Source organism: Streptomyces sp. NBC_00539, assembly GCF_036346105.1.
Taxonomy (GTDB): domain Bacteria; phylum Actinomycetota; class Actinomycetes; order Streptomycetales; family Streptomycetaceae; genus Streptomyces.
The window spans coordinates 89,553-111,522 of sequence record NZ_CP107812.1; the positions used below are offsets into that span (position 1 = coordinate 89,553).

Annotated in this window: 19 protein-coding genes; 5 read left to right on the forward strand and 14 right to left on the reverse strand. The window is 73.1% G+C overall.

The genetic code is table 11. From position 1 onward, the window contains the following. Nucleotides 1-16: 16 nt before the first annotated feature. From OG861_RS32660 to OG861_RS32685, 6 genes are all read right to left on the reverse strand, one after another. A complete protein-coding gene (locus tag OG861_RS32660; RefSeq protein ID WP_329203222.1) occupies nt 17-1,264 on the reverse strand; it encodes an MFS transporter in 1,248 nt (415 codons plus the stop codon). A gap of 89 nt (nt 1,265-1,353) precedes the next feature. After that, a complete protein-coding gene (locus OG861_RS32665) occupies nt 1,354-1,557 on the reverse strand; it encodes a hypothetical protein (protein WP_329203220.1) in 204 nt (67 codons plus the stop codon). Between the two features lie 3 nt (nt 1,558-1,560). Then, entirely contained in the window at nt 1,561-2,595 is a 1,035-nt protein-coding gene (locus OG861_RS32670; protein ID WP_329203218.1) for a 3-oxoacyl-ACP synthase III family protein, read from the reverse strand. An 82-nt stretch (nt 2,596-2,677) separates the two neighbouring features. Further along, complete coding sequence (locus tag OG861_RS32675; protein ID WP_329203216.1) at nt 2,678-3,364, reverse strand: HAD family hydrolase; 687 nt, start codon at nt 3,362-3,364, stop codon at nt 2,678-2,680. A 28-nt stretch (nt 3,365-3,392) separates the two neighbouring features. Further along, complete coding sequence (locus tag OG861_RS32680) at nt 3,393-4,466, reverse strand: ScbA/BarX family gamma-butyrolactone biosynthesis protein (RefSeq protein ID WP_329203213.1); 1,074 nt, start codon at nt 4,464-4,466, stop codon at nt 3,393-3,395. Nucleotides 4,467-4,622: 156 nt separating this feature from the next. Continuing rightward, complete coding sequence (locus OG861_RS32685; protein ID WP_329203390.1) at nt 4,623-5,690, reverse strand: aldo/keto reductase; 1,068 nt, start codon at nt 5,688-5,690, stop codon at nt 4,623-4,625. A gap of 247 nt (nt 5,691-5,937) precedes the next feature. Here OG861_RS32685 and OG861_RS32690 point away from each other — a divergent pair, with 247 nt between their 5' ends. Further along, complete coding sequence (locus OG861_RS32690; protein ID WP_329203211.1) at nt 5,938-7,545, forward strand: FAD-dependent monooxygenase; 1,608 nt, start codon at nt 5,938-5,940, stop codon at nt 7,543-7,545. Between the two features lie 63 nt (nt 7,546-7,608). Here the strand turns inward: OG861_RS32690 and OG861_RS32695 are convergent, their stop codons facing one another. Continuing rightward, nucleotides 7,609-8,436 (reverse strand): alcohol dehydrogenase, encoded by an 828-nt coding sequence (locus tag OG861_RS32695; RefSeq protein WP_329203209.1) that lies wholly within the window; start codon nt 8,434-8,436, stop codon nt 7,609-7,611. Between the two features lie 52 nt (nt 8,437-8,488). Beyond that, on the reverse strand, nt 8,489-9,628 hold the full coding sequence (locus OG861_RS32700) for a hypothetical protein (protein WP_329203208.1): 1,140 nt from the start codon (nt 9,626-9,628) through the stop codon (nt 8,489-8,491). A gap of 449 nt (nt 9,629-10,077) precedes the next feature. Between OG861_RS32700 and OG861_RS32705 the strand changes: the two genes are divergently transcribed. Next, entirely contained in the window at nt 10,078-14,040 is a 3,963-nt protein-coding gene (locus tag OG861_RS32705) for a type I polyketide synthase (RefSeq protein WP_330261996.1), read from the forward strand. Between the two features lie 241 nt (nt 14,041-14,281). Beyond that, the gene (locus OG861_RS32710) at nt 14,282-14,926 is read left to right on the forward strand and encodes a TetR/AcrR family transcriptional regulator (protein WP_329203203.1); all 645 of its coding nucleotides are present in this window, start codon (nt 14,282-14,284) and stop codon (nt 14,924-14,926) included. Between the two features lie 110 nt (nt 14,927-15,036). On the opposite strand, the gene OG861_RS32715 is transcribed toward OG861_RS32710, so the two are convergent. From OG861_RS32715 to OG861_RS32735, 5 genes are all read right to left on the reverse strand, one after another. Next, complete coding sequence (locus OG861_RS32715; RefSeq protein ID WP_329203202.1) at nt 15,037-15,648, reverse strand: phosphatase PAP2 family protein; 612 nt, start codon at nt 15,646-15,648, stop codon at nt 15,037-15,039. Next, the gene (locus tag OG861_RS32720; RefSeq protein WP_329203200.1) at nt 15,645-16,814 is read right to left on the reverse strand and encodes an MAB_1171c family putative transporter; all 1,170 of its coding nucleotides are present in this window, start codon (nt 16,812-16,814) and stop codon (nt 15,645-15,647) included. The genes OG861_RS32715 and OG861_RS32720 overlap by 4 nt, the downstream gene beginning before the upstream one ends. Next, complete coding sequence (locus tag OG861_RS32725) at nt 16,811-17,506, reverse strand: hypothetical protein (RefSeq protein ID WP_329203198.1); 696 nt, start codon at nt 17,504-17,506, stop codon at nt 16,811-16,813. The genes OG861_RS32720 and OG861_RS32725 overlap by 4 nt, the downstream gene beginning before the upstream one ends. A 133-nt stretch (nt 17,507-17,639) precedes the next feature. After that, the gene (locus OG861_RS32730) at nt 17,640-18,239 is read right to left on the reverse strand and encodes a helix-turn-helix domain-containing protein (protein ID WP_329203196.1); all 600 of its coding nucleotides are present in this window, start codon (nt 18,237-18,239) and stop codon (nt 17,640-17,642) included. A 296-nt stretch (nt 18,240-18,535) separates the two neighbouring features. Beyond that, entirely contained in the window at nt 18,536-19,777 is a 1,242-nt protein-coding gene (locus OG861_RS32735; RefSeq protein WP_329203194.1) for an MFS transporter, read from the reverse strand. Between the two features lie 55 nt (nt 19,778-19,832). On the opposite strand from OG861_RS32735, the gene OG861_RS32740 reads away from it, so the two are divergent. Next, nucleotides 19,833-20,810, forward strand: a complete 978-nt coding sequence (locus tag OG861_RS32740) for an ArsR/SmtB family transcription factor (RefSeq protein ID WP_329203192.1) — start codon at nt 19,833-19,835, stop codon at nt 20,808-20,810. Between the two features lie 14 nt (nt 20,811-20,824). Here OG861_RS32740 and OG861_RS32745 read toward each other — a convergent pair whose 3' ends face one another. Next, nucleotides 20,825-21,271, reverse strand: coding sequence for a DUF1772 domain-containing protein (locus OG861_RS32745; RefSeq protein WP_329203388.1), 447 nt, complete (start codon nt 21,269-21,271; stop codon nt 20,825-20,827). 117 nt (nt 21,272-21,388) lie between these two features. Here OG861_RS32745 and OG861_RS32750 point away from each other — a divergent pair, with 117 nt between their 5' ends. Further along, the gene (locus tag OG861_RS32750; protein ID WP_329203189.1) at nt 21,389-21,967 is read left to right on the forward strand and encodes a TetR/AcrR family transcriptional regulator; all 579 of its coding nucleotides are present in this window, start codon (nt 21,389-21,391) and stop codon (nt 21,965-21,967) included. Nucleotides 21,968-21,970 lie beyond the last annotated feature (3 nt).

Sequence of the window (21,970 nt, forward strand, 5' to 3'; positions counted from 1 at the left end):
GGCCGCCGGGGAGCGGTCAGTCGACGAGCGCGGGGTCCGGGGCGGGGACGGCGGCGGCCGGCTGCCGCGCGGTCCGGCGCGCCCGCACGAAGCGGTTGCGGCTGGAGCACAGGCCGAACACGAGCTCGGGGAGGGTGAAGACGGCGAGCAGGGTCAGCGAGACGGTCCAGTTGTCGGTCGCGCCGTGCAGGAGGCCGAGCAGCAGCGGGCCCGCGATGCCGCCGACCAGGTAGCCGATGGTCTGCACCATGCCGGACAGCTGTGCGGCGGTCTGCGGGTTCTCGGCCCGCAGACCGATGAAGGTCAGGGCCATCGCGTGCCCGGCGCCCAGCGTCAGGCCGAGGATGGCGACCCACAGGACGGCAACGCCCGGGAGGAACAGCAGGCCGAGCAGGCTCACGGCGCCGGCGACCGCGATGACGGTCACGATGGGGGCGGTTCCGTTGCGCCCGACCAGCACCGGGGCGACCAGGGCGCCGGGCACGCTGATGAGCATGGCCAGGGAGAGCATGGCGCCGGCCGAGGAGTTGCTGTAGCCGAAGTCGACCAGGACGGTGGGGAGCCAGCCCAGGGCGGTGAAGTAGGCCAGGGCGCGCAGGGCGAGGTAGCCGGTGACCTGCCAGGCCATGGCGTCGCCGAGCAGCGATCCCTTGTCGCCGCCGGCGGCGGCCGCGGCGGGCGCGGGCCGGGAGGACCGCTTGGACAGGGGCAGCCAGACGAGCAGGCCGACGGCCGCGGGCAGGGCCCACAGGGCCAGGGAGTTGCTCCAGCCCCCGACGCTGTCGCGCAGGGGTACGGCGATGCCCGCGGACAGCGCGGCGCCGGCGCTGAGCGCGGCGGTGGCGATGCCGGTGTAGAGCCGGACCCGGTTCGGGAAGGCGCTCTTGATGACCGCCGGCATGAGGACGTTGCCGATGGCGAGACCGGCTCCCGCGAGGGCGGTGCCCAGGAACATGGCCCAGGCTGCGGTTTCGAGCCGGATCAGGATGCCGGCGATGAGGAGCACGAAGCCCAGCACCAGCGCGACGGGGGTGCCCAGCCGGCGGGAGAGGGCGGGCGAGACGGCGGCGAAGACGCCCAGGCACACCACGGGAAGGGTGGTGAGCAGGCTGACTGCCGAATCGGACAGGTTCAAGGACTGCTGGATGTCGCCCAGGACGGGGGATACGGCGCCGAGCGCGGGCCGTAAGTTCAGTGCCAGTAAGAACAGGCCCACGGTGATCGCCATGGTGCTGGGGCGGCCGCTTGAACTGTGGTCGGACACAGTTCTCCTCCTGCGTGAGAGTTGCGTGATTGCGCATGGTCGGATGACTTCAGCAGAGCATAAGACATCTTATGGCTATTCGCCACCGCTTAGCTGCTCGACAGTTGATAGCCGTGGTGATGGCGACGGTCCCGCGGGTACGGCAGGGCTTCGCCCAGCAGCCGCTCGGCGAGGGAGTGTTCGACGGCCTGGCGCAGACGCTCGCGCCTGCGCCGGGCGACGTACTGCTCGATCAGCCTCAGGAGCTCGGGGTCGTGCGCGACGGAAGCCGCCGCGGTGGAGTACGCGCTCACCGCTCAGACCACCGCCGTCAGTTCCTGCTCCCGGGGCCGCGCGAAGGCGGTGGGCGCCCACCGGGCCAGCACGGCGCCCACCGTCATCCCACCGCCGAAGCCCGCCATCAGTACGGTCTCCCCGTCGGCGAACTCGCCCCGCCGGTGCGCCACGTCGAGCGTGATGGGCACGGAAGCGGAGCCGGTGTTGCCGTACTCCTCCAGCGCGAGGTGCATGGTCGCCCGGGGCAGGCCCAGCTCCGGCCACACCTCGCCGAGCATGACGCCGTTGGCCTGGTGCGGTACGAAGTGCCGCACCAGCTCACGCTCCACACCGGCCCGCTCCAGCAGTTCGTGCAGCGCCGACGGCAGGTTGTCCTGCACGAACGAGCGCACCCCGCGGCCGTCCATGCGGAAGTAGTGGGCCCCCTCCCGCAGTGTGCGGTCGTTCGCCGGCATGCGGCTGCCGCCAGCCGGAACGCTGATCAGGCGGTACTGGTCGCCGCGGCTGAGCAGACTGGTCTCGGTGATGCCCCTCGCCTCGGGCACCGCGCCGAGCAGTACCGCGCCCGCGCCGTCCCCGAAGAGGATCGCGGTCTTGCAGTCCGAGTAGTCCAGGATCCGCGAGTAGATGTCCGCGCCGATGACCAGGGCGTAGCGGCCGTCCTGCGCGGCGCGCAGCAGCCGCTCCGCCACCGTCGTGGCGTAGACGAAACCGCTGCACACGGCGTTGATGTCGAAGGCGGCCGCGTTCACCGCACCGATGAGGTGCTGCACGATGCTCGCGGTGGCGGGCTGCGGGTGGTCGGGCGTGGAGGTCGCGAGCACGATGTACGCGACGTCCTGCGGCCGCACCCCCGCCTGCTCCAGCGCCGCGAGGGCGGCGCGGGCCGCGAGGTCGGAGGTGGCGTCGCGGTCGTCGGCGCGGCGCCTTTCGCGGATGCCGGTCTTGCGGACGATCCACTCGTCGCTCACCCCCGCTCCGCGCGCTATCTCCTCGTTGCCGACGACGGTGTCGGGCAGGTACGAGCCGGTGGACACGATTCCGATGCGGGTCATTGGGTCCCTCCCCCTGTTGCGGACGGACCGCCGGGTGCGGCCCGCTGGTGGCGCCGGGCCCGGCCGAGGGGCCCGGCCGTTGTCATCGCCGCGCCGGTCCGGGCAGCAGACGGCCCCATCCCGGCGCGGCCGCGTGCGCCGCGAGCTGCGGGTCGTCGCCGACGGCGACGGGGTGGCCGACCGCCGCCAGCATCGGCAGGTCGCTTTCGTGGTCGCCGTAGGCCCAGCTGCCCGCCAGGTCCAGCCCGGCGAGCGGCGCGGTGAGGCGGACGGCGCGCCCCTTGGTCTCGCCGATCATCGGGGCCAGCACCTCTCCGGTGAGCTCGCCGCGACGGATCACGGGCCGGGTGGCGAGGACGGCCGAAGCGCCGACGTCCGCCGCGATCGGGTCGAGCGGGGCGAAGAAGGACCCGGATACGAGGACCAGGTCCCGTCCGGCCTTGCGGTGGACGGCGAGGGCTTCTTCGACCTCGGGTACGTACAGGCCCTCGGCGAGTTCCTGCCATTCATGGGCGAACCACCGCTGCCCCTCGTCCGCCAGCCGTCTGGCGCTCTCGCCGCGCAGCAGGCGGTAGTAGCGGCGGTTGACGTCGGCGCGCGCGGCGCCCCGCAGCGCGGCCTGCCGCAGTTCACCCGTCAGCCGTTCGAAGGTGGCCGGCGGCTCGCCGCGCCCGCGCAGGTAGAACTCGAGGAAGCGGAACATGCTCTTGACGCGGATCAGCGTCTCGTCCACGTCGGAGAACGCCGCGGTCCGTGTGGTGCTGGTCATCGTGGCCCCTTCGTCGGCGTAGCGCGGGTCATGCCGGGATGCGCGTGAGCGTGAAGGCGAAGGTGCACAGCACCTCGCCCTTCTGCGTCGCCTCGACCGCGACCCGCAGGTCCTCGGGGCGCCGCTCGTCCTCGTCCTCGTCGACGGCGGCCAGGACGCCGCCGAGGGTGTAGTCGACGGGTGCCTCGGCGGGGCGGTGGCCGGAGGTGCCCACGGCGGCGCTCAGCACCGTGTCGTCCTCCAGCTCGCCGAAGCGGGTGAAGCGCACGTCGAGCGCGGTGAGCAGGGCCTTGGAGGCGGAGAGCCCGCAGACTTCGAGCGCGGCGAGCAGGGCGAGCTGCCGGGCCCCTTCGGCGATCACCATGCCGGGCAGGTGGTCCTGCGGGTGGTCGAAGAGGCTGGCGTGCCGGGCCGGGATGCGCAGCAGCGCCTGCGCGCTCTCGCCGATGACGACGCCGTCCAGCAGGACGACGTTGTCGGGGTTGGACCGGCCCACCAGGTGCGGGGCGATGGGTGCGCCGGGGGTGACGGCGGGGTACGAGGCGGAGGACGGCAGGGCCATTCCGTCGCGGTTGTTCAGGCGCAGCGTGAGGTAGCCGTTCGGATCCTTGAACCGCAGTCCGACGGAAGCGCTGCCGAACACGGCGCCGCCGACGGACAGGCTGATCTCGTAGTCCAGTCCGGTGACCCGGCCCTCGCGTTCCATGCGCTTGCCGATGCGCACGTGCATGGCGAGGCGGAACGGAGAGGTGCCTACGAACACCAGCTCGGGGCGTTCCAGGCGCAGGCTCAGGTGGGTGAGGATGAACTTGTTGTCGGCCGGGACCCCGAAGAAGCGGTGGGCGCCGGCGAGGGTGGCCTGGCGGCACGCTTCGAGTATCAGCAGGGGGTCGTGGTGCCCCGGGCGGAGCAGGTGGTCGCCGTAGTAGGCGTGCGAGCGGGGCAGCTGTGCGGCCGCCGCGTATCTCGTGTCGCCGATGGGCTGGAGGTCCGTCAGGAACACCTCTCCCAGGGCGTCCCGGTGGACGAGGAGGCGGTCGACGGTGCGGGCGTAGTCGAGTTCCGGGAGCGCCTCGGTGGCGACCTCGGTGGCAGTGGTCATGGTGGCCTGGCTTTCTGTTCGCGGTGAGGGTTCCTGCTCACTGTCGGTGCACGGACCGACGCGGGCGCGGGGCACAGCGGGTGGAGGGACGACACGACGGGTCGTCCCTCCACGGCTGCGCAGTTGTCGCCCGCGCAGCGCGCCAGGTGGTGGTGATCAGGCCGGGTAGACGTCGCCCGGCAGCTTGCGGTCGGCGCCGACGGTGCCGATGTGCCAGTACGGGTAGGGCGCGGCGGTCTCGCTGACCTTGTCGAGGCGGGCGAGTTCGTCCTCGCTCAGCGTCCACTCCATCGCCTGGAGGTTGTCGGCGAGCTGGTGCGGCTTGGTCGCGCCGATGACGGCCGAGGTGATGCCGGGCTTGGCCAGGACCCAGTTGATGGCGACCTGCGCGACGGTGGCGCCGCGCTCCTCGGCGACCTGCGCCATGGTGTCGACGATGTCGTAGGCCTGGTTCTCGTCGGTCAGCGGCGCCGACTCGGCGGGGGTGCGCTGGGACAGGCGGCTGCCCTCGGGGCGGCCCTCGCCGCGGCGGTACTTGCCCGTCAGGAACCCGCCGGCCAGCGGCGACCAGGCGGTGATGCCCACGTTCTGGTCGACGGCGAGCGGCACGATCTCCCGTTCCAGGTCTCGGGCGGCGATGTTGTAGTAGCCCTGGTAGCAGACGAAGCGGCTGAGGTTGCGGCGGTCGGAGACCGCCAGGGCCTTCATGAGCTGCCAGCCGGCGAAGTTGGAGACGCCGATGTAGCGGACCTTGCCCGAGCGGATCAGGTCGTCGAGCACGCGCAGCGTCTCGTCGAGCGAGGTGCGCGGGTCGAAGCCGTGGATGTGGTACAGGTCGATGTAGTCGGTGTTCAGGCGCCTGAGGCTGTCCTCGACGGCCGCGTAGAGGTGGTGGCGCGTCGCACCGATGTCGTTGGGGTCGTCCGTGATGCGCCAGCGGCCCTTGGTGCCGATGATGACGCGGTCGCGGACCTTGGCGAGCGTGCGGCCGAAGAACTCCTCGCCCATGCCGTTCTTGTAGACGTCGGCGGTGTCGAAGAAGTTGATGCCGGCGTCGAGGGCCTGGCTCATCATCTGCTCGACGTTCCCGTCCTGGACGGTTCCGAATTCCGACCAGTTGCGGTCGGCGGCGCCCAGGAACGAGGCCCCGCCGCCGAAGGTCATGGCGCCGAAGCACAGCTCCGAGACGGACAGTCCGGTGTCGCCCAGGTAGCGGTATCGCATCTTCATCCTGCTTTCGGTCGATGGGTGTTCGGGTGCGGAGGGGGTGCCGGGGGGGGGAGGAGGGAGCGCCTGGGCTGACGGGGGGCTTGCCAGGCGCTCCCGGTACGTGGGGGCGCGTCTCGGGTGGCGTCGGGGGGCTGCTCGCCTTCGATGGCCCGTTCCTCTCGCCAGGCCCCGAGCGGGGATGTAAGGTTTCGAAGAAACATAAGAGATTTGATGGTTGTCGTCAATGAGAGGCGGGACGGATATGCCGGGCACCTTGGAACAGGCGCGGACGGACGGGGCGCCCGAGCCCTACGACGTGCTCGTCGTGGGGGCGGGGCCGAGCGGGATGACGGCGGCCTGCGAACTGCTGCGCAGGGGCGTACGGGTGCGCGTCATCGACCGCGCGCCGGAGCCCTCGCCCTTCCCGAAGGCGCTGCTGGTGTGGCCGCGCAGCATCGACCTCTTCGAGGACCTCGGCGTCCTCGGCGAGCTGCGCGGGGCCGGGATCCAGATCAACGCGTTCAGCTACTTCTCCGAACGCCGGCGCCTGGCCGGGTTCGATTTCCCGCAGCACCTCAGCCCCGTGTGCCTGCCGCAGAACGAGACCGAGCGCATCCTGCGCGAGCGGCTGGCGAGCCTGGGCGGCAAGGTGGAGCGGGGGGTGCGGCTGCTCACCCTGGAGGGCGTCGACTTCTCCGGCCGCATCGAGGGGGCCGCCGAGGTGACCGCCGTGCTCGAACACGGCGACGGACGCATCGAGCGCACCCGGGCCCCCTTCGTCGTGGGCACCGACGGTGCGGGCAGCGCGGTACGGGCCCAGCTCGGCGGCGGGTTCACCGGCAGCACGTACGAGAGCGCCTTCGCCCTCGTCGACGCGCGCATCGAGGGTTTCCTGCCGCCGGACCAGGCCCTGTACTACCAGTCGTCGGCAGGCGCGCTGGTGATCGTGGCCCTGCCGGGCGGTGTCTTCCGGTTCTTCTCCAGCCTGCCCGCGGGCGAGAAGGTCAGCGTCGAGCGCATGCAGAAGATCGTGGACGAACGCGGACCGCGGGGCGTGCGGCTGACCGAGCCGGTGTGGGTCAGCGAATTCCGCATCCACGCCCGCCACGCCAGCGAGTTCCAGCTGGGACGGGTCTTCATCGCGGGGGACGCGGCGCACGTCCACAGCCCCGCGGGCGGGCAGGGCCTCAACACGGGCATCCAGGACGCCCACAACCTGGCGTGGAAGCTCGCGGCGGTGCTCCACGGCCAGGCGCCCTGCGACCTGCTGCGCACCTACGGGCCCGAACGGGCCGCCGTGGCCCGCCGGGTGGTGCGGGACACCGACATCCAGACCCGCGGGTGGATGGTGCAGAAGCCCGCCGCGGTCGCCGCCCGGGACATCGCCTTCCGCCTGGCCGAGCGCAGCGGGCTGTTCGGGCTCTACGCGCCGGTCATGGCGGGGCGCCGGCTGGCCTACCCCGCCACGCGCGCCACCCAGGTGCCCTCGGGGCGCGGGCCGTGCCGGCTGCGCTCGAAGCTGCCCGGCGGCCTGGTCGTCGGCGCGGTCTTCCCCCGGGAGCTGGCCCTGCCGCACCGGATCGCGGGACCGGGCGAACTTCCGGCCGGGTGGTCCCTGGTGGTGACCTGCGCGGGCGACGCGGCGGCCTGGCGCACCCAGACCCGCGCGCTCGCCGCGGGATGGCCCCAGGTGCGCACCGTCGACCTGTCGGCGGGTTCCGCCCGCACCTCGACGGGCTGCGGGCAGCAGGGCTACTACCTCGTGAGGCCCGACGGGCACATAGCCGCCCACGGCCACAGCGGCGACCTGGACCGTCTGCACACCGAACTGACCTGGTGGCTCGGCCCGGCGGCGGCCGCCGCCCGCTGACACCGGAACGCGAAAACGCCATGGGGGGTGCGGCCGGACGGCCGCACCCCCCATGGCGTGTGATCAGACCGCGGTCGGCTGCGCGACGGCCGCCGGGCCGAGCGACAGCTCGCCGGTGGTCATCAGGTCCAGCAGCTGGGCGAGGCCCCGGTCCTCCGGAGTCGCCGTGCGGAAGACGAAATGACGCAGGCCGGCCTGCTCGGGGCCGCCGAAGAACCGGAAGAAGCCGATGTCCACGGGCCGCGCGGCGAAGCTCTCGTAGAGGTAGACCGTCCCCCCGTCGGCCGTCAGACCGGCCCCGGCGGCCGCCGGCCCCGCCTCCGCCGCCTCGTAGACGATGTCGAAGGCGCCGGTGACCTCGGCCGGGTCCGCCGTCGCCCACGCGGCTCCGAGTTCCGCTGCCTCGGCGGCCTGCCCGGCGTCGGCCACCAGCGCCGTGACGTCGGCTCCCAGCGCCGCCAGCAGTTCCACCAGGAGCCGTCCGATGCCGGCCCCGGCGCCGGTCACCATGACGGCCCGGCCGCGGACGGTGCCCGCGCTGCGTACGAGGCGCAGTGCCGTCAGGACCGCCACGCGCAGCGCCGCCGCCTGCTCGAAGCTCACGTGGTCGGGCAGGACGGTGGCGTACTCGGTGGGCAGCGCCATGCAGGACGACCACTCGGTGCTCGTGGCCACGGCCACGACCCGGTCGCCCGGCTTGGGGCTGAATCCCTCGGGGGCCGCGCGCATCACGACTCCCGCGACGTCCCAGCCGCGCAGCCATCCCTCGGGCAGCGGCTCGGCTTTGATCATCTCGTCGATCTCGGGGGCCACCGCGCGCACCGCGACGAGGATTTCGTCGTCCGCCTGGGCCGTGACCGTGTCCTGCATGGAGGTGAGCTGATCGGGCATGACAATTCCTCTCATCGGTGTGACGGTTTCCTTGCCGGCGTTCTCCGGCACGTCAGCGCTCCTCGGTGACGAGGACGGACGTGCCGGTGAGCTCTTGGACGGCGACCACATCGAACGCGTCCGGCTGTTCGAGGGCGCACGCCGCGAGGGCGAGGTGGCCCTCCAGGACCCGGAACCGGATCCAGGCGTGGCTGTGGTGGTCGTCGGGTACGCCGGGGGCGAGGCGGATGCGCAGCTGGATCCGCTGTTCGGGGGTGAGCACGACCTGGGCGGCGGTGACCTCGTCGTGGGCGGTGGCCAGGTCGACGAGTTCGCGGGCGGACAGGGTGCGTCCGTGGAAACGGAAGAACGGCGGGCGGGTGCCGAGGACCCGCAGGGCCGGTCCCGGCCGGCCGCACGCGCAGTACGCGAACTCACCGCGCTCCTGGGTGTCGTAGCGGATGAGCGCCGGGATGCGAGAGGGGGCAAGGGTGGTGACCAGCAACCGCCCGTCCACCGCTTCCACGTGCTGGTGCGGCAGCGGGTGGTAGATGCCGGCCAGGCAGTGCGGGCCGCGCTGCCCGATCACCCAGGCCGCGGGGGTCCCGTACAGGCGCCACACGGCGGTGTAGGGGAAGTGCGCGGCGAGCAGGCCCTCGTCGGTGGTGTCGTGGGCGGCGCCTCCCAGCATCAGGGTGCGCAGCCAGGGCAGCGGCCGGCCCGCGGCGCTGGCCCGCAGCAGCCGGGTGACGGCGTGCGGGGGCGCCGCGATGGCGGTGACGTGGTTGCGGGCCAGGAAGCGCAGCCAGTCGTCGTCGGTGCCCTCGGGCAAGGGCCCCAGCGGCAGGACGGTGGCGCCGGACGCGGTGGCGAACCGGTTGAAGAAGTAGTGGTCGGGCTGCATCCGTCCTGCGGGGTGCAGGTTCGCGACGACGTCGGTGGTGCGCAGCGGGTTCCAGGCGCTGCGGATCTCGGAGGTGAACATCTGCTCCGGCAGCAGGGTCAGGTCCGGGGCGTCGAGCGTGCCGCCGTGCGCCCACAGCAGTCCCCCGCCCGCGTTGAGGGCGAGGGCCTCGGCGGTCGCCGTGGCAAGTTCGTCCGGGGTGAGTACGGGGAGGTCGGCGAGGGCGAAGGTGCGCCGCGCGAGCTCCCGTTCGTACTTCGCCGCGAGCGACGGGAGGCGGGCCGCCTGGTGGAGCACGCTCTCCAGCACGGAGACCGGCGCACCGCCTCCCGGCCCCCGTGGCCCGGCGGCGCCCTCGCCGACGCGCTCCGGCGCACTCGGCGAAGGCGCTGGTCGGGATACGTACGAAACCATCCGAGGTCCCCCTCCTCGATCCTGTGTGGCCGGCGGGTGCAGGGTGGCGCGCACCCCTGACAAGGGGTTGCCCTGCGGTCCATGTTACGACCGGCGTTCCTTCTTGGTCTGGAGTACGAGTTTTTACCATAGACCAGTTTTCGCGTGTTGCCCATGGGGGTTTCCGTTCGACGGCCGCACCGTGACGAGCCGCCACCTGGGGGACCGCACCATTCAAGCCAAAGGTGAGCTGGAAGCTCATCATTGTCCTGCGGTCCACATTTGAACTACGATCCCGCTGCGGAGCTGCCGGGGGGCAGCGCCCTGACGCGCCCTCAGCGCGTCACCGCTGACAGGGGGTTCTCATGAGTGGACGCAACGGGGCAACGGCGATCGCGGTGGTCGGAATGGGGTGCAGATTCCCCCAGGCCCGCGGCGTCGAGGAGTTCTGGGACAACCTCATCGCGAACAAGGACTGCATCACCGACGTCCCGGCCGAACGCTTCGACATCACGCCCTACGTCGCCGACCGGTCCGGCACCCCGGGCCGTACCGTCAGCCGTCACGGGGGCTTCCTGGACGACCCCTTCCTCTTCGACGCCGGCTTCTTCGGGATCTCGCCGGCGGAGGCCGCCAGCGTCGACCCGCAGCACCGCCTGCTGCTTCCGGTGGTCCGCGAAGCGCTCGAGGACGCCGGCATCCGGCCGTCGGCGCTCGCCGGCTCCGCCACCGGCGTGTACATAGGACAGGCCACCGCCGACTACGGCCGCCACAGCACCGCCGACGGCAACAGCCTGCGCGAGGCGGCCGGCAGCTACTTCCGGGCCATGGCCTCGGGGCGCCTGTCCTACGACCTGGATCTGCGCGGGCCCAGCATGATGGTCGACACGGCCTGCTCGTCGTCGCTGGTCGCCGTACACATGGCCCGTCAGAGCCTGCTGAGCGGCGAGACGGACCTGGCCATCGCGGGTGGCGCCAACATCATCCTCTCCCCGCTGGACGCGATCGCCTTCTCCCAGGCGGCCATGCTCTCGCCCGACGGCCGATGCAAGTTCGGGGACACGAGCGCGGACGGGTTCGTCCGCAGCGAGGGCATCGGTGTCGTCGTCCTCAGCCGGCTCGAGGACGCCGAGCGGGCCGGCTACCCCGTACTCGCCCTGCTGCCGGGCAGTGCCGTGACCAACGACGGACGCAGCAGCGGATCACTGATCAAGCCGGCGGTCGCGGGCCAGGACGACATGGTCCGAAGGGCGTGGCGGGACGCGGGGATCGAGCCGTCGGACCTCGACTACGTGGAGGCCCACGGCACCGGCACGCCCGTGGGTGACGCCGTGGAACTGCAGGTCCTGGCCGCGGCCGCGCGCGAACGCGGGCCGGCGCGGGGGCCGCTGAGGTGCGGTTCGGTGAAGTCGAACATCGGGCACGCCGAAGCGGCGGCCGGCATCGCCGGTCTCATCAAGGCCGTCCTCGTCGCCCGGCACGGCGTCATCCCCGCCTCCTTGCACCTGCGCGACCCCCAGCCCCTGCTCACGGACGGGGCGAACCGGCTGCGCCTGGTGACCGGGAACGAGCGCCTGGAGACGGACGGCCGCGCCGCCGTCGTCGGCGTCAGCTCCTTCGGCCTGTCCGGCACCAACGCACACGTCGTCGTCGCCGAGGCCGAGCGCTCCCCGCTGCTGCCCGCCCACGGTCCCACGGAACTGCCCGAAGGCAGGCCCGCCCACCTGCTCGTGCTCAGCGCGCGCTCCGAGCAGGCCCTGCGCCGGCTCGCCGCCCACTGGGCCGACCACCTCTCCCCCGGCGGGGCCGGCCGCGCGCTGCCGCTGTGGGACCTGTGCGCCACCGCGGCGCTGCACCGCGACGCCCATCCCTTCCGGCTGTGGGCGACCGGGGCCGACCACGCGGAACTGGCCGCCGCACTGCGGGACGTGGCCGCCGGCCGGGCCACGGAGCGGGCCGGAACCGGTGACGCCGACTTCGGTACGGACAAGCGCACGGTCTTCGTCTTCCCCGGGCAGGGTTCCCAGTGGCCGGGGATGGGCCTGTCGCTCATGGCCACCACTCCCGCCTTCGCCCGCGCGTTCCAGGAGTGCGACGAGGCCGTGCGCGGCGAGACGGGCCGGTCGGTACGCGAGGTCCTCGCCTCGGCGTCCCGGGACTTCCCCGACGAGGTCGGCGCGGTGCAGCCCGTGCTGTGGGCCATGGAAGTGGCCCTGGCCGCCGTCTGGCGCGACATGGGCGTCGACCCCGACGTGTGCATCGGGCACAGCATGGGCGAGAGCGCGGCCGCCGCCGTCACCGGCGCACTCACCCTCGCCGACGCCGCGGCCGTCATCTGCCGCCGCAGCGCGCTGATGCAGGGCACCGCGGGGCAGGGCGCGATGCTGTCCGTCGACCTCTCGCCCGAGCAGGCGGCGGACGTCGCCGCCCAGGAGGGCGGCGTCTGCGTCGCCGCCGAGAACTCCCCCACCTCGACCGTGCTCGCCGGGGACGCCGCCGCACTGGAGCGCATCGGGCGGCGGCTGGAGCGCGAGGGGGTCTTCCACCGTCCGGTACGGGTGAACGTCGCCTCCCACTCCCCCGTCATGGACCAGCTGCGCGACGAACTGCTCGTGCGACTGGCCGGCATCGCTCCCCGCGAGGGCCGGGTGCCCCTGCACTCCACCGTCCGCGACTGCTTACTGACGGGGGCGGAGCTCGACGCCGCGTACTGGATGGACAACATGAGACGTCCGGTCCGCTTCCTCGACGGCATCCGGCGACTGGTCAAGGAGGCCGCCGCCGTCTTCGTCGAGATGAGCCCGCACCCCTTGCTGCTCACGTCGATCGAGGACATCGCCATGGAGTCCGGCGGGGTGTCGGCCGTCGTCGCCTCCACGACGCGGCGCACCGCCGACGAGGCGCTGGCGCTGACCCGCTCGCTCGGCGCGTTCTTCGCCGCGGGAGGCCGGGTGGACTGGGAGCGCTGGTTCAGGGGACCGGCCCGGCAGGTGAAGCTTCCCGCCTACCCCTGGGACACGGAGGTGCTGCGCCGGACGCCGGCCGCCGGGCCCCTCCGGCCCGCGGACCGCGTCACCCGGATCAGCGCGGACCTGACCGGCGCGGTGGTCACCCTGCGCGGTCTCGCCCCCGTACCCCCGGTGCTGCACCTGGCCGCGCTGCACGAGGCGGTCGCCGCCACCGCGCCCGCCGGGACGGTCGTCCTGGAGGACGTCAGGGTCGGGGACCTGGTGGACGTGCCGCAGGACGGCGCCCTGACCCTGGAGGTGACGACGGGGACCGGAGCCGGTCCGCTGCGGGCGGAGGTCCGTACGGTGGGCGACGCGCCGCGGACCGGGCTGAGCGCGCGGGTGCGCCTGGACGGGGTGCCGGGCGGCCAGGGCCCGGGGGTGGACCCGGGTCCCGGCGTGGAGGGGCACCTCGCCGCCGCTCTGGGGCGCTGCGCGACGCACGTGACGCCGGACCGGTTCTTCGCCGCGCTCGCCCGCCGTGGTTACGTCCCCGGTCCCGGGCTGCGCACCGTGCGGCACCTGTGGCGCAGGGACGGTGAGGTGGTCGCCCAGCTGGGGCGGCCCGCGGCGTCCCCGCACGCGGCCTGGGAAGGGTGCCTGATGCTGCTGCTGGCCGCGGTCCCCGTGTCGCTGCCGGCCGACAGCACCTACGCCACCGCCTCGTTCGAGCAGGTGCGGTTCCACCACCCGCTCGGTGACGAGGTCTGGGTCCACGCGCGGTTCGCGCCGCGGCAGTCGGGCCGGGAGGCCCGGGCGGAGGTGGTGGTGAGGGACCTGGAGGGTACGGTCCTGGCCGAGTTCCGCGGCATCCGGCTGCACCGGCTCGGGGGCGGCTCCAGCCGCGCCAGAACACCGCTGGAGCGGGTGCAGCGCTCGGCGCAGCGGATCGGCGACACCGTGCGCATGCCGATGTCGGCGCTGACCCGCGTCGTGGACCGTCTTCCGGCCGGGTGCCAGCACGCCGTTCTGGTGCGTCAGCCGGCGCAGGCGGCCACGGCCGTCGGGCCGTTCGAGGCGAAGGCCGCCGCGCCGGCGCCCCGGCCGGCCGGGGTGGCGCGCGGGCCGGCCGGCGGGGGGCAGGACGCCGGCGAGGCGTTCCTGAACGCGGCGGCCCATGTCCTGGGCATGCCCCGGGACCGCCTCGACCTGCGGCGCACCCTCCAGGCGTACGGCATCGACTCGGTGACCGCGGCGCAACTGCGCGGCCGCGTACGGCGCGAGACGGGCCGGGACATCGCGCTGCTGCGGCTGCTCGGTGAGGACAGTCTGCGGAGCCTGGCGAGCGAGGTGGCCGCGGCGCGATCCGTGCGCGACTGAACCGGGGAAACCGGCCGGTGGGAGCGGTGCGGACCAGGCGCCCCCGCTCCCGCGGCCGGTTTTCCGTCACGGCATAAACATGCACTATTGTTCATTCATGGATCGTGGTACAAGTGGAGGGAACTGCCCGTGCAGGGTCCTGTCCAGCCCTCGGGCGACTGAACCCGTTCCCCCGTTCACACCACGGGCGGCGGCAGCCGGGACGGGCCACCCCCGCACACCGCGCGCGACAGGAGTACACATGGGAGACACACCGGCCACCACCGCGACGCAACCGCAGGGCCGCCGTGAACGCAACAAACTGCGTGTCAAGAACCGCATCTACGAAGCCGCGCTGGTCCTCTTCACCCAGCAGGGGTACGACCAGACCACGGTCGACGAGATCACCGAACGGGCCGATGTCGCGCGCGGCACCTTCTTCAACCACTTCCAGCGCAAGGAAGACCTCATCGCCGAATGGGGGCAGGAACGGCGCGAGTTGCTGCGCGAGGGCCTGGAAGCGGGCGGGCTCACCAACCCCGAGGACAAGGCCACCCGGCACGTCCTGTCCCGGTGCATGAGCATCCTGGCCGACATCAGCGTGCGCAACCCGGCGCAGACCAAGGCGATGCTGACGGCCTGGGTGCGCGCCGGGTTCCCGCTCCACGAGCACCCGTACGCCGCCCACATGTTCAGCGAGTTCATCAGGGCGGGGCGCGAACGGGGCGACGTGCCCCAGGACGTCGACGTGGAGCTCGCCGGCCACCTGCTGCGCGACATCTACCTCGGCACGCTCTACCAGTGGACGCGGGGCCCCGAGGAGGACACGGACCTGGAGGCCGCCTTGCAGGCCGCCTGTACCGCGGTCCTCGACGGTCTCGTGCCCCGCTGCGCCAGCGTGCGGTGACCCCTCCCGTCCGGCGCGCGGGAGCGTGACCAAGGCCCCGGTCTCCTCGAGGAGGCCGGGGCCCGGTCGTGCGGGACCCTGCGGTCAGCGGATCGTGCGGGCCCCTCCGGTCAGCGGACGAGGGCGAAGACCGGGGCCGCGGTGGCGGCGCCGAGGAGGGTGCCGACGAGGACCTGGGCCGGGGTGTGGTCGCGCAGGGCGACGCGGGACCAGCCGACGAGGGCGACCAGGGGGTAGGCGGCCAGCGCCCAGGGGCCGTAGGCGAGGGCGAGCATCGCGAGGGCGCCGGAGGAGACCGCGGTGTGCACGGAGACCTTCCAGACGGTGGTGATGGCCAAGATGGCGACCAGGGTGACCAGCATCGCGGCGATCAGGGCGATCATCTCGCCGGGCGCGTCCAGGGTGGCCATGAGGGCGATGCAGGCGGCGACGGACGCCATGATGCCGGGGATGACCAGGAGGCGGTCCTGGCGGCGGCGGACGTGCCGGTCGCCCCAGTGGCCGCGCCGTTCGCCCCACTTGATGAAGAGGATCGGGACGACGCCGCAGAACAGGGCGGCGAGCAGGCCCCATCCGACGCCGGTGAGGCGGTCGGCGTGCCAGCCCGTCAGGAGGGTGACGGCGATGATCCAGTTCTTGGGTTCGAGGCCGTCGGTGATCAGGCGGGCGGCGCGGGATTCGGCGGCCGGCTCCTGCGTCGGGGCGGGTGCGGTGCGGGTCATCGGGGCTCCGGGGCGGGCGCGGTGGGGAAGGCTGTCGCGGCGGGTGAGTGGTAGGCGGCACTGATCAGCAGGAGGCGGTGGACTTCGGCGGGGAAGTCGACGTCCTCCAGTGCGGAGCCGTGGCCCCGGGCGGGGTCGGCGACCGGGGCGGTGCCGCGCAGCTTCGCGGCGCGGGCGGCGCGCAGCCACAGTGCCTCGGCCATGGCTTCGCGTTCCTCGCCGTGCAGTCCGGCCTCCTCGGCGGCGCGGTCGGCGCGGTCCCGGACGGTGGCGGAGACGTACGGCATCAGGCTGAGGCTGGCGTCGCGTATCTCGATGACGGTGCGGTGCAAGTGGACGCGGATGCCGTGCCGGTGGGGGGTGGGGAGGGTGATGTCGGGGACGGCTTCGGTCAGCGAGCTCCACAGGGGGCGCAGTCGCCGGCCGGCCCGCCAGTCCGCGGCCGTGCGGGCGAGGACGCCCGCCGCGGGAAGGGAGTTCCCGATGATGATCAGTCCGATGGCGAGGTATTCGACGAGGTCGGCGGTGTGCTGGATCGTTTCCTCGTCGGCGAGGGGGCCGTCGCTGAACAGCCGCGCCAGCAGGGCCGCGATGCGGATGGCGGCGTAGACGACGCCGACCGCGGTGCCGGTGCCGAGGAGCCGCAGGCCGTTGCGCAGGGAGCGGGCGCCGGCGTGGCGGGCGTAGGAGAGGAAGAGCCAGGTGGACAGGCCCATGGCCAGGCCCAGGTAGGCGGTGAAGGTGAGCAGGTAGGCGGTGGCCGCGGGGGTTCCGGCGTAGGCCTCGTAGAAGTTCTCGACGCGGGTGGGCTGGTCGACCTGGGCGAAGAGGACGCCCATGAGGAGCATGACGGCCAGTGCGAGGACCAGGTGCGGCAGGCGGGTGCGCTGGACGAGCTGGGGGCGGGCCATGGAGAAGACGAAGTCGAGGATGGCGCCGCAGGCGACGATGCCGACCGCGTGTTTGGCGGGTACGGAGATGTTGTTGATGCCGGTCCAGGTGTCGAGGAAGCTGCTGACGGGCGGCATCGCGAGGGTGGTGGCCAGGGCCAGGCCGGTGAAGGCCAGCCACAGTGAGCGCTGGCGCGGGACGCGGATCGCGGAGGGCAGGCGCCACAACGCCACCGCCCACAGCATGACCATGATGGTGATCTTGAGGATGCTCATCGGTTCCGGTGGGTGCGGCGGGCGGGGTGGGCGAAGGCGTCGTGGAGGCGGTGGATGACGTCGGCGGCGCCGTCGGACGTGGAGCGGTCCTCGTCGCGGCTGATGCGTTCCAGGACGAGGGTGGCCAGGGTCTCGGCGTCCTTCTCCTGGTCGGAGTCGAACTTGGTGCGGCCCAGGAGGCTCAGGATGCGGCTGCCGGACAGTTCGAGTTCGTCGTCGCCGGGCCGGGGGGCGGCCGCGGTGGCCCTGAGCCGTTCGGCTTCGGCCCGCATGAGGCGGGCCACCATGGTGTGCTCGTCCAGACCTTCGACGGCGGGGGCGGTCATGTCCAGGAGGCGTTCGAAGTGGGCGGCCGCGGCGGCGAGTTCGTTGGCGGTGGCGTCCTGGGGGACGTCGAACTGCGGGGCGACGTGGCCGAGCAGCATGTGGGAGATCTCGTGCAGGATGATCTGAACGCGCAGCAGGTCCGAGGCGCTCTGGTCGTAGAAGACCAGGTCGGCGGTGTCGAGACCGATCCAGATGCCGCAGGGCAGGTCCGGCTGGGGCGGCCCTTCGAGGGGCAGGAGGAGGAGGGGGCGGCCGCGCTGTGAGGCGATGTGGGCGCAGAAGGCCGAGAGGTCGAAGGGCTGCGGTATGTGCAGTCGCTCCGCTATGCCGACACAGGGATCGGCCGGTCGCCTGCGCCATCTCATATCGCGTTCCATTCCGGCCCGGGTGGTGTGGTCGTCCGGGCTGACTTCGTGCGGCGTGCGCCACGGGAGTGGCATCCGGTCACAGCGGTCGTATGCATGGTCGAACTCCGCGTTGCCCACGGTACGGCCGGCGCTACGGGTGGGAGGGGTGGTCGGGACTCGTGGCCGGGCCGGCGGCGGTGCCGACCGCGGCGCCCGGGACGGAGCCGGCGCCCGGGCCGACCGCCGGGCCCGGGACGGGGGTCCGGTCGACGCGGGGCAGGCCCTCGGCCTGGCGGGCACCGTCGACGATGGACGTGATGCCGCGCAGGGCCGCGGCCGACAGCCCTCTCAGCCGGAACGCGACGGCCTTGACCTGTTTGTCCTCCAGGGCGTCGGCGAGTTCGCGGCCGGCTTCGGCCCGGTCGGCGCCTTCGCGCAGCTCCTTGATGCGGGCGTCGGTGCGGGCGGCGACCTCGTCGTCGAGGAAGTACTTGGCGCCCACGCCGAAGAACTTGCCGAGCGCGCGCAGGGTGTCGACGCTCGGGTTGGTGACCTTGCCCTTGTGGAGGCTGTGGATGGTGCCGTGGGAGACGGTCGGGTCGTCGGGGCCGGCCTGCTCCCGGATGGAATCGGCGATCTCCTGGTAGGTGTACGGGCCGCGGTCCCTGGGGTGCAGGGTGCGGATCAGGTGATCGAGCCGGTGGGCGATGGGGCCCCGGCCCTGCTCGCCCGCGCTGTTGTACTCACCCATCGCGGCACTCCTCGGTCCTCACCGATTCAGCGGTCACTGTTGCGGTGTCGTGTGGCATCTCTACTCGACTGGATGTCGGCTGGGGCCGGCCCGCCCGCCAACAATCTAACCGACTTGACAGGGGCGGTCGGCCGACGCGTATGTTTCAAGGCGGCCGTCATCTAGTCAACTGGAGACGGGCCGTCGCGAACGGTCATCTACTTGACTGGAAAACGCGCCGTCGGGCGGGCGGTCGCAATGGGGCACGGGGGTGTCCGTTGCGACCTGCTCCCGTCCGGGCGGTGCCGCGGCCCCACTCATCGCACGGGCGGGACGAGCGGATTCGGGCGGCGTGGGGTGAGGTGGCGCGTGAGGGCCGCTGATGCCAGGAGGGCGATCAGGGCGCAGACCGCGGGCCAGCCGAAGGCGGTGTAGGCGCGGACGCCGACCCAGGAGCCGGCGGTGCCGCCCAGGTAGGCGCAGGTTATGTAGGCGGTGTTGAGCCTGCTGCGGGCGTCGGGACGCAGGGCGTACACCCGGGAGACGTTGGCCAGCGTGCCGGACTGCATGGCGACGTCCAGCAGCAGGGTGCCCGCGGTGAGGGCGGTCAGGCCGGCCGGGCCGCCGAGGGAGCCCCCCGCGAGGACGGCGGCCGCGGCGAGGACCCCCAGCAGGGAGACCAGGTTGACGCGGCCGGGTCCGTGACGGTCCACCAGGCGCCCGGCGTACGGCGTGCACAGCATGGTGCCCGCCCCGACCAGGGCGAGCAGGCCGACGGCCTCTGCCCCGTAGCCGTAGACCGGGCCGGTCAGCAGCAGCGCCAGGCAGGTCCAGGCGGCGGAGAACCCGCCGAAGACGGTGGCCTGGTAGAAGCAGGAGCGGCGCAGTTGCGGCTCGGCCCGCAGCAGGCGCGGCGCTTCGGCCAGGAGCGCGACGTAGGAACCCCGGGTGGCGGACGCGGCGGGGGTGGTGGACGGCACCGCGTACGCCATGACGGCCGCGAGCACCAGGGCCGCTGCGGCGGCCGCCAGGTAGGGGGCCCGCCAGCCCAGCCACTCGCCGAGGGTGCCGCTGAACGTGCGGGCCAGCAGCATGCCGCCGGTCGAGCCGCTGAGCAGGGTTCCGAGCACCGCCCCCCGGTGGTCGGGCGCGACCAGGCCGGCCGCCAGGGGGCTGATGATCTGCGCGGCGACGGTGGTGAGCCCGACCAGGGCGCTCGCGGCGGCCAGCGGCGGCAGGCCGGGCGCGCAGCCGGCGGCCAGCAGGGCGAGTCCGCTGAGGGAGAGCAGGGCGACCAGGAGCGTGCGGTGGCGGATCCGGTCGCCGAGCGGCACCAGGAGCACCATCCCGGCGGTGTAGCCGAGTTGGGTGGCGGTGACCACCAGGGCGGCCCGGTCGGCCGGGATGTGCAGGGAGGTGGCGATCAGCGGGCCGATGGCCTGCGGGAAGTAGAGGTTGCCCACGGCCACGGCGCAGGTGAGGGCAAGCAGGAGGACCAGTCGGCGGCTCGGGCCGGCGGCGGCCGGCCCCGTCGGCGGAGCGATGGCGGGGGAGGTCATGGGGGAAGTCCACGATACGGGCGGCGGCCCGCCAACCGATGTAGCGTAGGGCTTAATGATCAGCTTCGAGCTCGGCGTCGAGGACCTCGCCGACACCCGGTTCGCCGTGTCACCGCTCAGTGAGACGGTGCTCAGCCTGCGGCTGCTGCAGGATCCGGGTCTGTCCGCCGTCCACCTGCCGTGGCGAAGGCCGGTACTCGGTGCGCTCGGCGGGCTGGACACGGGGCTGTTGATGTCCCTGGTGGCGGTGCAGCTCACTCTGCCCGACTTCCTGACGCCGCGTCCGACGGCCTTCGACCCGTCCTTCGAGGACGAACTCGCCCGTGCGCGCCGTACGCCGCCCGCGCTGGTCCGTCGCGATCTGCTGGCCGCGCACGCGCCGGGCCGGGTGCCGCAGCCGCTGGGCGCCGCACAGGACGGCGACGACGCGGCCGTGGCCGCCCTGCGCGACCGGATCTGCGCCCTCCTGCGGCGGTACTGGGAGATCGCCGTCGAGCCGCTGTGGCCGCAGATGCGGCTCGTGCTGGAGGCGGACATGACCTACCGCGCCCGGCGGCTGGCGATGGGCGGGGCGCGGCAGTTGTTCGCCGACATGCACCCGAGCCTGCGCTGGCACGAGGGTGTCCTGCACATCGACAAGATGCTCGGCAGGCACCGGGTCAAGGCGTCCGGGCGGGGGCTGCTCCTGGTGCCCTCGGTCTTCGCGCACAAGCCGGCGCCTCCGGTCAGTGCGCTGGAGGCGCCGTCGCTGATCTATCCGAGCCGCGGGGTGGCGACGCTGTGGGGGCCGGTGCCGGACGTGGGCGGGCCGGCTCTCGTAGCGCTGCTCGGCGCCCCGAGGGCGCGGCTGCTCGGTCTGCTGGCGGAGCCGCTGGCCACGGTGGAGCTGGCCCGCCGGCTGCGGGTCACCCCGAGCGCCGTGTCCCAGCACCTGCGGGTGCTGCACGCGGCGAGGCTGGTCACCCGGGCGCGGCAGGGCCGGCAGGTGCTGTACCGGCGCAGCCCGCTGGGGGACGCCCTCGCCGCGGGGTGAGCCGCGCGCCCCTCTCAGACGAGGGCGACGGTGAAGAGGGTGAAGGCGAGGACGATGACGGCGACGCGGACGTAGTGGAAGCGGTCCCAGCGGTTGACCTGCTGCTTCCAGTCGGCGGGTACGCCCTCGCGCGCCCACGTGGCGACACGGGAGTTGATCGGTACGAGCAGCAGGACCGACATCACCACGCTCACGACGAGGAGCGCGGCACCGGTGACGACGAGGACGGCGCCGGCGCCGCCCCAGGACACGGCGGCCCACACGGCGCCGAGGACGAGCGAGCCGATGTACCAGAAGGGCATGACGCGGCCGAGGACGCGGGCGCCGTCGCTGCGGGCGGCGAGGCCGCCGTTGTCGGGGAGCCGGTCGAGGATCGGGTTGACGAACACCGCCACCGCGAACTCCACGCCCACCATCAGTCCCACCACGACGACCGTGACGACGGCCAGTACGTCCTGCACGACTACGTCCCGCATGACCCCTCCAGGGTGACAGCCCATCATTTCTAGCGCTGCTAGCTTTCAATGCAATGCTAGGCATGCCGCCGCTCGCTTGTCTAGCAGCGCTAGGATGAGGGCATGTCGACACAGGGACGCAAGGAACGGGAGCGGGCCGACCGCCACCGGCTGATCGTCGCCACGGCGCGCGAACTCGCCGAGGCCCAGGGCTGGGACGCCGTCACCACGCGCCGGCTCGCGGAGCGGATCGAGTACAGCCAGCCGGTGCTCTACAGCCACTTCCGCGGCAAGCGGGAGATCGTGGGGGCGGTCGCACTGGAGGGAGCCGCCGAGCTGGCGGGCGCCCTGCGCGCGGCGGTACCGCCCGGGGCGGACGGCCGGGAGGCGGTGGCCGCGCTGGCGCGCGCCTACACCGACTTCGCGGCGCGCAACCCCGCCGTGTACGACGCGGTCTTCAGCCTGGACAACGGCCTGCCCTACGCCGACGAGGCCACGCCCGCCCCGCTGCGCGCGGCCTTCGGGGCCCTGCTGGAGCCGCTCGCCGCACATGTGCGCCCCGACGAGGAACCGGGGCTGTACGTCGAGACGTTCTGGGCGGCGCTGCACGGGCTGGTCACCCTCACCCGGGCCGGCCGCCTGCCCGCCGACCGGGTCGCCGACCGGCTCACGCTGCTGGTCGACCGCTTCGTGCCGCGGTAGGGC

Coding starts and splice junctions, on each gene's coding strand:
- OG861_RS32670 (WP_329203218.1), bottom strand. CDS start 2,595: ATGACCCGCATCGGAATCGTGTCCACCGGCTCGTACCTGCCCGACACC.
- OG861_RS32675 (WP_329203216.1), bottom strand. CDS start 3,364: ATGACCAGCACCACACGGACCGCGGCGTTCTCCGACGTGGACGAGACG.
- OG861_RS32680 (WP_329203213.1), bottom strand. CDS start 4,466: ATGACCACTGCCACCGAGGTCGCCACCGAGGCGCTCCCGGAACTCGAC.
- OG861_RS32685 (WP_329203390.1), bottom strand. CDS start 5,690: ATGCGATACCGCTACCTGGGCGACACCGGACTGTCCGTCTCGGAGCTG.
- OG861_RS32690 (WP_329203211.1), top strand. CDS start 5,938: ATGCCGGGCACCTTGGAACAGGCGCGGACGGACGGGGCGCCCGAGCCC.
- OG861_RS32695 (WP_329203209.1), bottom strand. CDS start 8,436: ATGCCCGATCAGCTCACCTCCATGCAGGACACGGTCACGGCCCAGGCG.
- OG861_RS32705 (WP_330261996.1), top strand. CDS start 10,078: ATGAGTGGACGCAACGGGGCAACGGCGATCGCGGTGGTCGGAATGGGG.
- OG861_RS32710 (WP_329203203.1), top strand. CDS start 14,282: ATGGGAGACACACCGGCCACCACCGCGACGCAACCGCAGGGCCGCCGT.
- OG861_RS32715 (WP_329203202.1), bottom strand. CDS start 15,648: ATGACCCGCACCGCACCCGCCCCGACGCAGGAGCCGGCCGCCGAATCC.
- OG861_RS32720 (WP_329203200.1), bottom strand. CDS start 16,814: ATGAGCATCCTCAAGATCACCATCATGGTCATGCTGTGGGCGGTGGCG.
- OG861_RS32725 (WP_329203198.1), bottom strand. CDS start 17,506: ATGAGATGGCGCAGGCGACCGGCCGATCCCTGTGTCGGCATAGCGGAG.
- OG861_RS32730 (WP_329203196.1), bottom strand. CDS start 18,239: ATGGGTGAGTACAACAGCGCGGGCGAGCAGGGCCGGGGCCCCATCGCC.
- OG861_RS32735 (WP_329203194.1), bottom strand. CDS start 19,777: ATGACCTCCCCCGCCATCGCTCCGCCGACGGGGCCGGCCGCCGCCGGC.
- OG861_RS32740 (WP_329203192.1), top strand. CDS start 19,833: ATGATCAGCTTCGAGCTCGGCGTCGAGGACCTCGCCGACACCCGGTTC.
- OG861_RS32750 (WP_329203189.1), top strand. CDS start 21,389: ATGTCGACACAGGGACGCAAGGAACGGGAGCGGGCCGACCGCCACCGG.